Source organism: Streptomyces sp. NBC_00490 (genome assembly GCF_036013645.1).
Taxonomy (GTDB): Bacteria; Actinomycetota; Actinomycetes; order Streptomycetales; family Streptomycetaceae; genus Streptomyces; species Streptomyces canus_F.
In genome coordinates this window covers 5,229,454-5,243,504 of the sequence record NZ_CP107869.1, presented here as the reverse complement: position 1 = coordinate 5,243,504, position 14,051 = coordinate 5,229,454, and the positions used below count along the sequence as shown (strand labels likewise).

At 71.8% G+C, this 14,051-nt stretch carries 13 protein-coding genes; 3 read left to right on the top strand and 10 right to left on the bottom strand.

Features of this window, described 5'->3' with window-relative positions; genetic code table 11:
- Positions 1–77 precede the first annotated feature (77 nt).
- The 7 genes from pheA to OG381_RS23710 all read right to left on the bottom strand — a co-directional run bounded on the left by pheA (position 78) and on the right by OG381_RS23710 (position 7,234).
- Complete coding sequence (gene pheA / locus OG381_RS23740) at positions 78–1,010, bottom strand: prephenate dehydratase (protein WP_327718079.1); 933 nt, start codon at positions 1,008–1,010, stop codon at positions 78–80.
- Between the two features lie 137 nt (positions 1,011–1,147).
- Positions 1,148–2,446 (bottom strand): iron uptake transporter deferrochelatase/peroxidase subunit, encoded by a 1,299-nt coding sequence (gene efeB / locus OG381_RS23735; protein ID WP_327718078.1) that lies wholly within the window; start codon positions 2,444–2,446, stop codon positions 1,148–1,150.
- Between the two features lie 6 nt (positions 2,447–2,452).
- Positions 2,453–4,348: a copper resistance CopC/CopD family protein gene (locus tag OG381_RS23730; RefSeq protein ID WP_327718077.1), complete on the bottom strand. Its 1,896-nt coding sequence runs from the start codon at positions 4,346–4,348 to the stop codon at positions 2,453–2,455.
- Positions 4,349–4,361: 13 nt separating this feature from the next.
- On the bottom strand, positions 4,362–4,820 hold the full coding sequence (locus OG381_RS23725) for a copper chaperone PCu(A)C (protein ID WP_327718076.1): 459 nt from the start codon (positions 4,818–4,820) through the stop codon (positions 4,362–4,364).
- Positions 4,817–5,470: an SCO family protein gene (locus OG381_RS23720; protein ID WP_327718075.1), complete on the bottom strand. Its 654-nt coding sequence runs from the start codon at positions 5,468–5,470 to the stop codon at positions 4,817–4,819. The genes OG381_RS23725 and OG381_RS23720 overlap by 4 nt, the downstream gene beginning before the upstream one ends.
- A gap of 92 nt (positions 5,471–5,562) precedes the next feature.
- Positions 5,563–6,294 carry a YcnI family copper-binding membrane protein gene (locus OG381_RS23715; protein ID WP_327718074.1) on the bottom strand — a complete coding sequence of 244 codons (732 nt, stop codon included), beginning with the start codon at positions 6,292–6,294 and terminating at the stop codon, positions 5,563–5,565.
- Between the two features lie 145 nt (positions 6,295–6,439).
- Positions 6,440–7,234, bottom strand: coding sequence for a hypothetical protein (locus tag OG381_RS23710; RefSeq protein WP_327718073.1), 795 nt, complete (start codon positions 7,232–7,234; stop codon positions 6,440–6,442).
- A gap of 232 nt (positions 7,235–7,466) precedes the next feature.
- On the opposite strand from OG381_RS23710, the gene OG381_RS23705 reads away from it, so the two are divergent.
- From OG381_RS23705 to OG381_RS23695, 3 genes are all read left to right on the top strand, one after another.
- Complete coding sequence (locus OG381_RS23705) at positions 7,467–7,916, top strand: ATP-binding protein (RefSeq protein ID WP_327718072.1); 450 nt, start codon at positions 7,467–7,469, stop codon at positions 7,914–7,916.
- A 123-nt stretch (positions 7,917–8,039) separates the two neighbouring features.
- Positions 8,040–8,984: an intradiol ring-cleavage dioxygenase gene (locus OG381_RS23700; RefSeq protein ID WP_327718071.1), complete on the top strand. Its 945-nt coding sequence runs from the start codon at positions 8,040–8,042 to the stop codon at positions 8,982–8,984.
- A 9-nt stretch (positions 8,985–8,993) separates the two neighbouring features.
- On the top strand, positions 8,994–9,836 hold the full coding sequence (locus OG381_RS23695) for a triphosphoribosyl-dephospho-CoA synthase (protein WP_327718070.1): 843 nt from the start codon (positions 8,994–8,996) through the stop codon (positions 9,834–9,836).
- Here the strand turns inward: OG381_RS23695 and OG381_RS23690 are convergent.
- The 3 genes from OG381_RS23690 to OG381_RS23680 all read right to left on the bottom strand — a co-directional run bounded on the left by OG381_RS23690 (position 9,808) and on the right by OG381_RS23680 (position 13,992).
- On the bottom strand, positions 9,808–11,034 hold the full coding sequence (locus tag OG381_RS23690; RefSeq protein WP_327718069.1) for an MFS transporter: 1,227 nt from the start codon (positions 11,032–11,034) through the stop codon (positions 9,808–9,810). The genes OG381_RS23695 and OG381_RS23690 overlap by 29 nt on opposite strands.
- A gap of 55 nt (positions 11,035–11,089) precedes the next feature.
- On the bottom strand, positions 11,090–12,472 hold the full coding sequence (pdxR, locus tag OG381_RS23685) for a MocR-like pyridoxine biosynthesis transcription factor PdxR (RefSeq protein ID WP_443061927.1): 1,383 nt from the start codon (positions 12,470–12,472) through the stop codon (positions 11,090–11,092).
- A gap of 62 nt (positions 12,473–12,534) precedes the next feature.
- On the bottom strand, positions 12,535–13,992 hold the full coding sequence (locus tag OG381_RS23680; protein WP_443061926.1) for an aminopeptidase P family protein: 1,458 nt from the start codon (positions 13,990–13,992) through the stop codon (positions 12,535–12,537).
- Between the last annotated feature and the right edge of the window lie 59 nt (positions 13,993–14,051).

The window sequence follows — 14,051 nt, the reverse complement described above, 5'->3', positions numbered from 1 at the left end:
GTGGATAACTCCTGTGGATAACGAAAATATGCAGGTAGGAGCGGCCCGAAACCCCGCGTTCTCCTGCTCGACGCCTGCTAGAAACGCCCGTCCTGGCAACGCGCCACCCAGTCCGCGGCCGCCACGAACTCGTCGTCCGACGTCCCGCGCAGCGGCGGCTGCACATCGGCCGTGGTCATGTCCGCACGGGGATACGAGCCGAGGTACCGCACATCGAGGCAGATCCGCTTGAGCCCCATCAGGGCCTCGGAGACCCGGCGGTCGGAGATGTGCCCCTCGGCGTCGATGCAGAAGCAGTAGTTGCCGATTCCGGCACCGGTGGGCCGGGACTGCAGCACCGTCAGGTTGATGCCGCGGGTGGCGAACTCGCCCAGCAGATCGCGCAGCCCGCCGGGGTGGTCGTCGCGCTGCCACAGCACCACGGACGTCTTGTCGGCGCCGGTCGGCGCGGCGGGCCGGGCGGGCCTGCCGACCAGCACGAACCGCGTCTGGGCGTTCTCGGCGTCGTGGATGTTGGTCTCCAGCGCCTCCAGGCCGTACCGGGCAGCCGCGAACTCGCCCGCGAAGGCGGCGTCGTACTGGCCCTCCTGGACCAGGCGCGCGGCGTCCGCGTTGGAGGCGGCGGACTCCCAGAGGGCGTCCGGGAGGTTCTTCTTCAGCCAGTTGCGGACCTGCGGCTGGGCCGCCGGGTGTGCGGAGACCGTCTTGATCCCCGACAGCTCGGTGCCGGGCCTGACCAGCAGCGCGAAGGTGATCGACAGCAGCACCTCGCGGTAGATCATCAGCGGGGCGCCCGCGACCAGCTCGTCGAGGGTGGTGGTGATGCCGCCCTCGACGGAGTTCTCGATCGGCACGAACGCGGCCTCGGCCTCGCCCGCGCGCACCGCGTCCAGCGCGGACTGCACGGACACGTACGGGATCAGCTCCCGCGTGGCCGTCTCCGGAAGCGTGCGCAGGGCGACTTCGGTGAAGGTGCCTTCAGGACCGAGATACGCATAGCTCGCTGGCATGACCTCACCCTAATGGCCCTTGCGCGGCCTGGCGCACACGTCTCACGACAGCCCCTCCGCTGAGTGAACCGGCGTGACCGCAAGCCGCCCCGGACGTTCGCGTGACCCTCCCCGGACCGCACGACCACCCCGTCCGCTCACCCCTCCAGCAGCCGCTGCCCCACGTACTCCCCCTCCGCCGCCCCGCCCGGCACCGCGAACAGCCCGCTCGACTCGTGCCGGATGTACTTCGACAGGGCGTCCCCGCGATCGAGCTTGCGCTGCACGGTGACGAAGCCGCGCAGCGGGTCGGCCTGCCAGCACACGAAGAGCAGCCCCGCGTCCGGCACCCCGTCCGTGCCGATGCCGTCGTGGTACGAGAACGGGCGCCGCAGCATCGCCGCCCCGCCGTTCTGGTCGGGCCGGGTGATGCGTGCGTGGGCGTTGATCGGGACGACCAGATTGCCCTGGGCGTCCGTCTTCTCCAGGTCCATCTCGGTCGTCTCGGAGCCCCCGGACAGGGCCGCCCCGTTCGCCTTGCGGCGCCCGATGACGTTCTCCTGCTCGGTGACCGAGAGGTTCTCCCAGTCGTCGAGGAGCATGCGGATACGGCGTACGACGGCGTAGGAGCCGTTCGCCATCCAGGACGGGTCGTTCGAACCGGACGACGGCACGAAGATCCGCCGGTCGAAGTCGGGCTCGCTCGGCTTCGGATTGCGGGTGCCGTCGATCTGCCCCATGAGGTTCCGGGCGGTCATGGGGTGGGCGGTGGCACCCGGCGACCGGTTGAACCCGTTCATCTGCCACCGGACGCCGGCCGCGCTCCCCGCGTCCTTCTGGATCGCGCGCAGGGCGTGGAAGGCGACCAGCGCGTCATTGGCGCCGATCTGCACCCACAGGTCGCCGTTGCTGCGCGCCTTGTCGAGCTGATCGGAGGAGAAGTCGGGCAGCGGGTCCAGGGCGACCGGGCGCTGCTTCTCCAGGCCGGTCCTGGCGAAGAAGCTGTGCCCGAACCCGAAGGTGATCGTCAGCGCCGACGGACCGGCGTCCCGCGCGACATCCGTGTCGCCCGCGGCCGTCCCCTCGCCCGCCATCAGCCGCCGGGCCGTCTGGGACCAGCGGCGCAGCAACGCGGCCGCGCCCTTGCGGCCGGCGCCCGCCGCCAGGTCGAAGGCGACGAGGTGGCCGCAGGCCTGGAGGCCCTGGAGGATGCCGGGCTGATGTTTCCCGTGAAACATCGCCTCGTCGGCGCCGACCGAGGCGAGCGGCGTGGCCTCGGAGGGCCGGGCGGCATACCCGACGGCCCCGCCGGCCGCGCCGAGCACGAGCCCGGTGGCACCGGCGGTCCCGAGCAGCCGGCGCCGCGAAACGCCTTCCTTGATGACGGCGTTGTGCAAAACGCCGTCATCAAGTGCCTTCTCGGGAGTACGGACCTCCGGAATGGACTGGTCAGCCATGGTGGTTCAGCCGATCTGCGCGTTCTTCGAGACGGTGGTCTGGTCGATGTCGGAGGTCCGCACGGTCACCGCGATCTTCCAGTCGCCCGCGACGGGGAGCTGGATGCCGTTGGCCGACCAGTGACCGGTGGTGATGTGGTCGGGAACGACGGGCAGCGGCCCGATGCCTTTGGACTCCAGGGTGAAGGACACCTTCACCTCGGGTACGTCGAAGCCGCGCCCATTGGGCCGCTCCACGTAGACGTGCATCTCGTTGGCGCCCACGCGCGCGGGGTCGAGGTCGATCCGCACGAGGCCCTTGCCGTCCGTGTCGCCCGTGTCGAACGGCATGTCGAGCGTCAGCGCGCCCGAGGACGAGGTGGAGGAGGAAGAGGACGACGACGTGGCCGCCTTGGCGTCCTCCTCGGTGCGGCCGGGCTCGGTCTGGGTCAGCACGGTGGTGATGGCGAGCAGCACGACGGCGACGCTCGCCTCGGCGAGCACCGAGCGGCGCAGCCCGAAGCGGTCCGGGTCGGCGTCCCGCTGCCGCCGCTGCCGCGCCGCGTCGACGGCGGCCCGCTGCCGGGCGAGCTGGGCGTCCCGCTGGGAGTCGCCGCCCTTGGTATGGGCGCTGACGTGCTCCTTCTCCCGCTCCGGAGTCTCCTCCTGTTCGGGAACCTCCACCGCGGGCGCCACCGCGCTGTCCCCCAGCCGCGCGGTCCATCGCCGGGAGATCCACGCGATGCCCACCAGGAGCGTCACGAGCCCGATCTTGACGAGGAGCAGCTGTCCGTACGTCGTGTCGGTGAAGGCCGACCAGGAACCGAGCTGGCGCCACGACTGGTAGATGCCGGTGGCGACGAGGGTCACCACGCTGCTGAAGGCGAGGCGGGAGAAGCGGCGGACGGCGGAGCGCTCGATGGGGGTGTCCGCCCGGTACAGCGTCACCAGGAGCGCGGTCAGCCCGCCCAGCCAGGCCGCGACCGCCAGCAGATGCACCACGTCGACGGGCATCGCGATGCCGGTCTGGAGCCCGGTCGAGGCGTGCTCGGCCATCGCCCAGCTCGCCGCGAGCCCGGCAGCCACGACGGTGCCGCCGATGGCGAGCCCGAAGGTGAGGTCCCGCTTCTCCTGGTCCTCGCGTTTGTCGTACGCCCCGAAGAGCACGGCGATGAACAGTGCCGCCGCGGCGAGCAGCAGCAGCCGGGAGACCATCGACGCGCCGGTCTTGGTCTGCAGGACCTGTCCGAGCAGGCTCAGGTCGAACACGTCGCCGAGCCTGCCGCTGCCGGTGTACGAGCCGCGCAGGAGCAGCAGCAGGAGGGTGGCCGAGGTGAGGGCGAGCCACCCGGAGACGACGAGCCGTTGCAGGGGCCGTACGCCGGAACCGCGCTGCCAGCAGGCCAGCACGAAGGCGGCGCCGCCGACCATGACGATGAACCCGGCGTAGGAGACGTAGCGCCCGAAGCCGTAGAGCCAGCCGACGACTCCGCCGCCGGCGGTCGGGCCGGAGGCCGAGACGGTGGTCTTCGAGGGGGCGCCGACGGAGAAGGTGTAGGCCCCGGCGACGGGATGGCTGTCCTCGGAGACGACCTGGTAGGTGACGGTGTAGGTGCCGTCGGGCAGTCCGCTGTGCAGCTGGACGGCGTAGGTCGTGCCGCTGACGTCGGACGGTTTGCCGGTGTCGACGCGCTTGCCCTTGGGGTCGAGGACCCGCAGGGAGTCGTCGGACATCGCGACCTTCTCGGAGAAGGTGAGCGAGACCTGGGTCGGGGCCTTGTCGACCACCACCCCCTGCTGGGGGTCGCTGCCGGTCAGCGCGGCGTGCGCGGAGGCCGGACCGGCACCGGCGAGAAGCAGTCCGGTGGCCGCGAGAAGCAGCAACACCAGGATCCGGACGCGGGGGGCGATGGTCTGCGTCAAGGTGGTCCCTCCCTCAGTGCCCGGTCTTGGGGCGGTACGTCGCGGACTTCACCGGCATCTCGACGGTGACCGGGCCGGACTTCGCGAAGTGCAGTTCCACGGAGACCGTCTCGCCCTGCTTCGGCTTCCGCTTCAGGTTCTCGAACATCAGATGGTTGCCGCCGCTTTTGAACACGAGTTGACCGTGTGCGGGCACGTCGAGGCTCTTGACCTCCGTCATGGCGGAGTCGACGGTCTTGTGCACGGTGACCTGGCCGACATCGCTGGTGACCGAGGTCAGGTCGTCCTTCGCGCCGCCCTGGTTGGTGATCGTGAGGAAACCCGCCGCCATCGACTCGGAGACCGGCTGGGGCATGTAGGCGGCGCTGACGGACAGGTCGGCCTGTCCGTCGTCGGAGGAGCCGGAGTCCGAGCAGCCGGACAGCACCAGGACGCCGAGCGCGGCGGCCGCGAGGAGCGGGAACCGGCTCACGGGTTCTCTCCCTTGATGAGCCGCGGGAGGTCCTTGGTGTAGTCGTCGACGGTGGCGTCCTCGCCGTAGAGGACGTACCCGCCGTCGGTCTTCGGCGAGAACGCGACGACCTGTGTGCCGTGCGTCGAGACGATCTTGCCGTTCTTGTCCTTGTGCGGCGGCTCGATGGAGATGCCGAGGGTGCGGGCGCCGGCCTGGATGGTGTCGAAGTCGCCGGTGAGGCCGACGACCTGGGAGTCGATGCCCTTGAGCCACTTGCCGAGCGCCTTCGGGGTGTCCCGGTCGGGGTCGGTGGTGACGAACACGATCCGCAGCTCGTCCTGCTGTGCCTTGCTCAGCTGCTTCTTGGCGACGGCGATGTTGTTCATCGTCAGCGGGCAGACGTCGGGGCAGTGGGTGTAGCCGAAGTAGATCAGCGTCGGCCGGCCCTTGGTCTGCTCGCGGAGGTCGTACTTCTCGCCGCTGGTGTCGGTGAGGACGAGGTCCGGCTTCTCGAACGGCTTGTCGAGGACGGTGGCGGCCTTGTCGGAACCCGCCTCCTCGGAGACCACCGAGACGGGCGAGTCGCTGTCGGCGCTGCTGCCGCAGGCGGTCAGCGTCAGGGATGCGGCGGCGAGCAGCGCGGCCGCGGCGAACGTCTTCTTGCGCATATCAGAATGTCCCAGATGTGAAGGGCCCGGCGTGCACCGGGACCGTGCGGACAGGTCGCACGATCCCGGTGCACCGCGCGGAAGGTCGGACCTCAGGCGTCGGTGGTGCGCCGACGGCCGGCGAGCACGCCGTACCCGACCCCGAGCGCGCCGACGGCGATGCCGACCACGCCGAGCACGCGCGCGGTGGTGTCACTGCTGTCGGCGGGGGCGGCCGTCTCGGCGGCGGCGTTCTCGGTCTTGTCGGAGGCCTCCTCGGCCGCCGAGGCGCCGTGGTGGCCCCCCTCGGAGGCCTCGGACAGCGTCAGCACGGGAGCCGGGTTCTCGGGCTCCTCCTGGCCGTCCTCCTGGACCTCGATCCAGCGGACGACCTCGTCGTTGGAGTACGTCTGGACGGCCTTGAAGACCAGTTCGTCGGCGTCCTCGGGCAGGGCGCCGATGGAGATCGGGAACTTCTGGAAGTAGCCGGCCTCGACGCCCTTGCCGGTGGCGGTCCAGGTGACCTTGGAGACGGCCTCGGAGATCTTCTGGCCGTGCAGCTCGATCGGCTTGTCCAGCTTGGACTTGGTGACCTTGGAGGTCCAGCCGGCGATCGGCTCCGGCATCGCCGAGGCGAGCGGGTGGTCGGTCGGGAAGCTGACCTCGAGCTTGGTGGTGGAGGCCTTGTCGCGCTCGTTGGGGACCCTGAAGTCGACGACCGCGTAACCGCCCTTGGCGGCGGTCCCCTCGGGCTGCACGCTGACGTGCGCGAACGCGGGGGAGGACAGGACGACGACGGCAGAGGCGGCGAGGGCGCCGACGGCGGCCAGACGAGAAACCTTCATGAAAGAGAGCACTCCACTTCGCGTGTGAATTCCGGAGTTGAAGAGGGATACGCGCGCGCAGAGGTGCCCGATCACTCGGAACAGGGCACGCGCGTGTGGCCGCACGACGGCGGCCCCCAACCCAGGAAGGGGTGCTCGCGTCGTGTCAGGCGGCGAGGACGAGACCGTCGGCGGCCGGCGGACCGCGCCGGATCACCGCGTGCCGGAGTGCGGTCGTACGAGGCGCGGGGGGCGCGACCAGGTCGGTGCGCGGAAGCCGCGGACCGGCCTCCGGCGCGCCCGGCAGTCCGGCCCGCAGGGCGCGCACCAGAGCGAGCGCTGCGCGCAGGGACCGCACGAGCGCCACGTGAGCGACGCCGTGCGCCGACAGTTCGGCCAGCCGCAGCAGCGCCAGGTCGCCGTGGCGCAGCAGCCAGCCGGCGGCGAGGGCCGCGAGGACGTGGCCGAGCAGCATCGGCAGGGAGGGCAGCAGCGAGGTGGAGGCGCCGGCGGTGGACATGGTGTCCATCGAGCCGTGCGCGTGTGTGCCCTGGTAGAGGCGCGCCTCGGTGAGGATCCGGACCGCCTGGGTGGGGCTGATCGCCGCCGCGGTGGTCCCGCAGACCAGCCGCGCGGCCTGCTCCACCACAGTGGCGTCCGACGGCATCGGGGGCATCGACTGGGTCGTCGTCCCGTGCTGTCCCAGTCCGAACAGCGTGTGCAGCACGGTCTGTCCGAGCGCCAGCAGAGCCGCGGTCCCGGCCAGCGAGCGCACCCGCCCGGCGAGCGGTGCCGCGACCGCGAGGACCCCGAGGAATCCCGCGCCCAGCGTCCACAGCGGAACGGCGGCGCAGGCGGCCATGGTGTGCCCGGCGGCGGCCAGCACGACGCAGACCGCGGCGAACACCGCGGCCCGCGGGACCCGGAGACCGTCTCCGGTGCGCTGGTGGGGGGCAGACATGGCGGGCTCATCATCGCACTGGCCTTACGGCGGCCCTACGGCAGGCCCACAAGATGACGTATAGGCGGTACGACCGGAAGATCAACCTCTGATATGAACCACCCCCACATACCCCATGCGCCGCTCGGTACGCATCGCCCATATGGGCGGCGTCACGTCAACTGTGTGCTTACACCTGGCCACTGGCGGCAATAGGTAACGGTATGTCGAGCCGCGGCCGGGAGGCTGGAGCATGAGCATCTGGTGGTCACTCCATCTGCGCCGCGAAGCCGCGAGCGTTCCGCTCGCGCGACGGCTGCTGCTCGGCACGATGGAGACCGCGGGGGTGGACCCCGATATCTCCTACGACCTCTCCGTGGCGCTCAGCGAGGCCTGTGCGAACGCCGTCGAGCACGGCGGGGACACCGAGCAGGGCGGCACCTCGGAGGCGTACCGGGTCACCGCCTATCTGGACGGCGAGAAGTGTCGTATCGAGGTCGCGGACTCGGGTCCGGGCTTCGGCCGTCCCGCCCCGGTGGTCCGGCGTGCCTCCAGCGAGGCCGAGCACGGCCGCGGGCTGTGTCTGATCCAGGAGCTCGCCGACCACGTCCACATCGGCAACAAGCCGGGCCGGGGCGGCGCGGTGGTCAGCTTCGACAAGATCCTCAAGTGGAAGAAGGACGCGCCGCTCATGGCGGTCTAGCGCCCGCCGCCCCGAGGACTTCTCCACGCGCGAAGACGCGGACCTTCAGCTTCCTCAGCATTCACAGGCGGCTCTCAGCCTCCCCCCACCTCCCTGACGGACACCGTCCCTACCTTCCCGGTCATGACGGGAAACCACCGGAACAAGACGATCACCAGGCGCCGCGCCATCGCCGTGACGGGCGGCACGGTCGCCGCGGGCGGCCTCGCCGTCGCCGGCTACCAGTCGGCCTTCGCCGACGACGCCACCACCGCCGACGCGACGGCCTCGGCATCCGCCGGCAGCACCGGCAGCGAGTGCATGACGCTCATGACGAGCGTCACCGAAGGTCCGTACTACCTCGACGGCGCCCTGGTCAGAAAAGACATCACCGAGGGCAAGACCGGCGTCCCGCTGACCCTGCGCCTCACGGTCGTCGACGCCACCGACGGCTGCACCCCGGTCCCCGGCGCGGCCGTGGAGATCTGGCACTGCGACGCCTGGGGCTACTACTCCGGCTACACCACCGCCAACCCCGGCGGCTCCGCCCCCGCCGAGAGCGAGGACGGTTCGACCGCCGACGACCGGACCTACCTGCGCGGTTACCAGATCGCCAACGGCAACGGGGTCGTCAAGTTCGAGACGATCTTCCCCGGCTGGTACACCCCGCGCACCTGCCACATCCACGTCAAAGTCCACACCGGGGGCGAGAAGGAGGACGGCACCTACGAGGGCGGCAAGGTCAATTACACCGGCCAGTTCTTCTTCGACGACACCGTCGCCGAGGAGATCTTCACGCTGGAGCCCTACTCCCGGCACTCCGGCAGCTACACCACCCTCGACAACGACATGGTGTACGACGGCGGCGGCGCCTCCAGCGGCCTGCTCACCCTCAAGGCCGTCCACAAAAAGGACCCCTCCAAGGGCTACAAGGGCTTCCTGACCCTCGGCATCGACCCCGACGCCGAGAGCACCGACGCGGGCAGCGGCGGTGGCGGCGGCACCCCGCCGAGCGACGCACCGACGGGCACTCCGCCGAGCGGCGCCCCGACCGGAAGTGCCTCCCCGTCGGCCTCGGCCTCCTCGTAAGGTACGGCCATGAGCAGCCGCGAGGACGAAGCGCTGGCGCAGGCCGCCGTGACCGCGCTGACCGGGCAGCTGGCCCTGGCTCCCAAGCCGGGACTGCCCGATCCGCGTGACCTCGACGCCCGCGTCACCCGCCGGGACCACTGCTCCCTGCGCTGGTCGGCCAAGGCACTCGTGCCCGGCCTCGCGGCGATGGCCGCCGCCGCCCGCCGCACCGGCGAACCCACCCCCGCACTCCGTACCGAACTCGGCGCGATCGGCCGCTGCACCGAGCACTCGGTGGGCCTCGCGGGCGGCGGCCACCGCGGCGCCACGTGGGCCCTCGGCCTGCTGGTCGCCGCGGCCGCCCTGGACCCCCGAGCCGTGGCCACCGACATCACCGCGACCGCCAAGGGCATCGCCCGGCACACCGACAAGCGTGCCCCGCGCAAGCCCTCCCACGGCTCGTCGGTGTCGGCGAAGTACGGCGCCGCCGGGGCGCGGGGCGAGGCCCGGGCCGGATTCCCGCACGTACGGCGGGCCGTGGGGGCCCTGGCCGCCGCGCGCGCGGCAGGCGCCACCGAGGCCGAGGCCCGGCTCGACGCCCTGCTCACCGTGATGTCCACCCTCCAGGACACCGAACTCCTGTACACCGCGGGGCCGCTCGGTCTGCGTCACGTCCAGGCGGGCGCCCGCGGCGTCCTGGAGGCCGGCGGCACGTCCACCGAGGCCGGTGCCGCGGCCCTGGCCGCCTTCGACGAGGACCTTCACGCGCGCGCGTGGAGCCCCCGTGGCAGCGCGGGGCTGCTCGCGGGGGCCCTGTTCCTGGACTCGCTACCGGCGACGGTCAGTTCACGAGCACGGGCCGCTGCCTGACCTCCCGCTGGGAGGCGGTGCCCCGGCGCGCCGCCGGACCCATGGCGTACGACGCCAGCAGCGTCACCCCTCCCAGCAGCAGCCAGCCCGCCGTCCCCCAGCCGATCAGCAGCGTGGTCACCACGAGCGGACCCAGCGTCCGCGCCACGGTCACGCCCGTCCCGAAGAACCCCTGGTACTCACCCACCCGGTCGGCCGGGGCCAGATCGAAGGACAGCTGCCATGACCCGGCCGACTGCCCCATCTCCGCGACGACCTGGAGGACCGCCCCGGCCACCAGCACCCCGGCGGCGACCCACGGCGACGCACCGGCCGACAGCGCGAACACCGCGCACGCCGCGAGCATGACCCACCCCGCCCGCCGCACCGCGCCGACCGCCGACCCGATCCCCGTGACACCGCGCGCCATCCGTACCTGGAAGGCCATCACGGCCCCGGTGTTGAGCACGAACAGCGCGGACACCAGCCAGGTCGGCGCCTGCGTCCGCTCGGCGATCCACAGCGGCAGCCCGAGGCTGAGCAGCGGCATCCGCAGCAGCAGGACGGTGTTGAGGGCCGTGACGGCGACATAGCGGCGATCCCGTACGACACCGAGGCCGTGACGTTTCCGCACAGCCACCGGCGCCACCGACGGCAGCCGCAGCAGCACCCCCGCACACACCGCGAACGTCACCGCGTCCATCGCGAACACCGCCAGATACGCCTCCCGCGTCCCGGCCTGGATCGCCAGCCCGCCCAGCCCCGCACCCACCGCGAGCCCGGCGTTGAACGCCGACTGGAGATACGCCAGCGCTCCGGTCCGCTCCCCGGCGGGCACCAGCCCCGCCAGCAGTGTCTGCCGGGCCGCGGCCAGCCCCGACTGCGCGGCGGCGTACGCGCACGCGATCGCGACGAACGGCAGGAACCCGCGGACGAACAGGAACGACGCCACCGCGAGCCCCGCCGCCAGCGCCAGCAGCACGGCCGTACCGCGCGCCCCGCGCCGGTCCGCGAGCCGCCCCAGCGGCACGCCCGCCACCGACCCGACCGCCCACCCGACGGTCAGCCCGAGCCCCACGCGCGCGGGAGAGAGCCCGACGACGTGGGTGAAGTAGAACGCGGAGGTCACGAGGTAGGCGCCGTCACCGACGGCATTGGTCAACTGGGCCAGGGCCAGGACGCGTCGCGGCCCCGCGGGCGGGACGAGGGAGTTCGTCATGTCTACGACGGTAGAAGGAAACTGGACCCCACTGCAGACCCAATAGTCGCCCCTCTTATTGGCCCAATCCGTCCAGCACCGTCCCCAGCGTCTCCAGCGCCTCCGGATACACACGCTCCCGCGGCGTCCCGTACCCCACCACGAGCCCCTGAGGCCGCCCCTCGGCGTCCGGCGCGTGCCAGTGGTCTCCCAGGCGCCCCACGGCGAGACCCGCCGCCTCCGCCCGCGCCACGGCCTCCTTCTCGTCGGCGACCTCCACCAGCGCGTGCAGCCCGGCCGCGATCCCCCGCACCGGCCGCCGCTCCCCGAGCCGGTGCAGCAACTGGTCCCGGCGCCGCCGGTACCGCAGCCGGCAGGCGCGCACATGACGGTCGTACGCATGACTCTGGATGAGCTCGGCGAGCGCCAACTGCCCGATGGACTCGGTGTGGTGATCGCTGTGCAGCTTGGCGTCGGCGACCGCGTCGACCAGGTGCGGCGGCAGCACCATCCACCCGAGCCGCAGCGCGGGCCCCAGCGTCTTGGAGGCGGTGCCGAGATACACGACATGCCCCGGCGCCATCCCCTGCAGCGCGCCGACGGGCTGCCGGTCGTAGCGGAACTCCCCGTCGTAGTCGTCCTCGACGAGCAGCCCGCCACGCGCGCGTGCCCAGTCGCTGAACGCCCGCCGCCGCGCGGGATGCAACGTCACCCCGGTCGGGTACTGGTGCGCGGGAGTGAGCACGACGGCTCCGCAGTCCCCCAGCCCGTCGGCACAGGCGCCCCTCTCGTCGACCGGCACGGGCACCACGCTCCCGCCGCCACGCCGCACGACCTCCCGGTGGAAGGGCAGCCCCGGATCCTCCATGGCGATCTCGCCCCCGTCGAGCACGCGCGTGAGGAGGGCGAGCCCCTGCACGTACCCGGACGTGATCACGATCCGCTCAGGGGGCGCGATGACCCCTCGCGCCCGCCCCAGGTACCCGGACAGCGCGGTCCGCAGCTCGATGCGCCCGCGCGGATCGCCGTAGTCGTACGCCAGTGAGGGCGCCGTCGCGATCGCCCGCCGCAGCGCCCGCAGCCAGGCCGCCGCCGGGAACGTCCCGACGTCCGGACTACCGGGCCGCAGATCGAAACGGGGCGCACGCGTGCGTGAGGCGGCTTCGGGGGCGTCCTGGCTCGCTGCCGGCAGGGCGGCGGCCTGGGTTCCCGACCCTTGCCGAGCGGTCAGGTATCCCTCTGCGACGAGCTGGTCGTACGCCGATTTCACGGTCCCGCGCGAGACACCGAGTTCGGCGGCCAGCCGCCGAGTGGCAGGCAGCCGAGCCCCGGGAGCCAGCCGCCCGTCCCGCACGGCATCCCGCAAGGCACGCTCAAGCCCGGCCCGCCGCCCCTCGACAGACCCAAGCTCGATATGCAGGTCCACATCAACCCCCCTAGGGGCGCGACAAGCCCCCACAACCCCGCAGACCGCAACGAAAGGGCCGGGTACCCCGTTGGTACCCGGCCATCACTCCACCCTCAGCCCTTCAGCGAGGCCATCCAGCTCTCGACCTCGTCCGACCGCCGGGGAAGCCCGGCAGACAGATTCCGGTTCCCGTGCTCCGTCACGAGGATGTCGTCCTCGATCCGCACACCGATACCCCGGTATTCCTCCGGCACCGTCAGATCGTCGGCCTGGAAGTACAGCCCGGGCTCGACCGTCAGCACCATCCCCGGCTCCAGCGTGCCCTCGACATACGTCTCGGTGCGCGCCGCGGCGCAGTCATGGACGTCCATGCCGAGCATGTGCCCGGTCCCGTGCAGGGTCCAGCGCCGCTGCAACCCGAGCTCCAGCACCCGCTCGACGGGCCCCTCGACCAGGCCCCACTCGACGAGCTTCTCGGCCAGCACGTGCTGCGCGGCGTCGTGGAAGTCGCGGTACTTGCCACCGGGGCGCACTGCCGCGATACCGGCCTCCTGGGCCTCGTAGACGGCGTCGTAGACCTTCTTCTGGATCTCCGTGTACGTGCCGTTGATCGGCAGCGTGCGCGTGACGTCGGCGGTGTACAGCGTGTGCGTCTCGACGCCGGCGTCCAGCAGGAGCAGGTCCCCGGAGCGCACGGGCCCGTCGTTGCGCACCCAGTGCAGGGTGCAGGCGTGCGGACCGGCGGCGCAGATGGAGCCGTAGCCGACGTCGTTGCCCTCGACGCGCGCGCGGAGGAAGAACGTGCCCTCGATGTACCGCTCGGAGGTCGCCTCGGCCTTGTCGAGCACGCGGACGACGTCCTCGAAGCCGCGCACGGTCGAGTCGACCGCCTTCTGCAGCTCGCCGATCTCGAACTCGTCCTTGACCAGCCGCGCCTCGGAGAGGAAGACCCGCAGCTCCTCGTCGCGCTCGGCGGTGACCTTGTCGGTCAGCGCCGCTTCGATCCCGGCGTCGAACCCGCGTACGACCCGCACCGGACCGGTCGCCTCGCGCAGCGCGTCCGGCAGCTCGCGCACATCGGAGGCGGCGATGCCGTACAGCGCCTCGGACTCCGCCAGGGAGTGCCGGCGGCCGACCCACAGCTCGCCCTGCCCGGACAGCCAGAACTCGCCGTTCTCGCGGTCGGAACGCGGCAGCAGGTAGATCGTCGCCTTGTGACCCTCGGAGGCCGGCTCCAGGACGAGCACGCCGTCCTCGGTCTGGTTGCCGGTGAGGTACGCGTACTCGACGGAGGCCCGGAAGGGGTACTCCGTGTCGTTCGAGCGGGTCTTCAGGTTGCCCGCGGGGATCACCAGACGCTCGCCCGGGAAACGCGCGGACAGCGCGGCACGGCGGGCGGCGGTCTCGGCGGCCTGGGGGATCGGCCGCAGGTCGTGCAGCTCCGTGTCGGCCCAGCCGGACTTCATGCTCTCGGCCAGCTCGTCGGACACGCCCGGGTACAGCCCGTTCTTCCGCTGTTTGATCGGCTCTTCGGTCTCTTCCGGGGTCTCCGGGTTGAGCTCCTCGGCCACGGTCATCCTCCTAGATACGGCACTGGACCCCGTCCATCGTACGGTCGTACGGAAGGGGG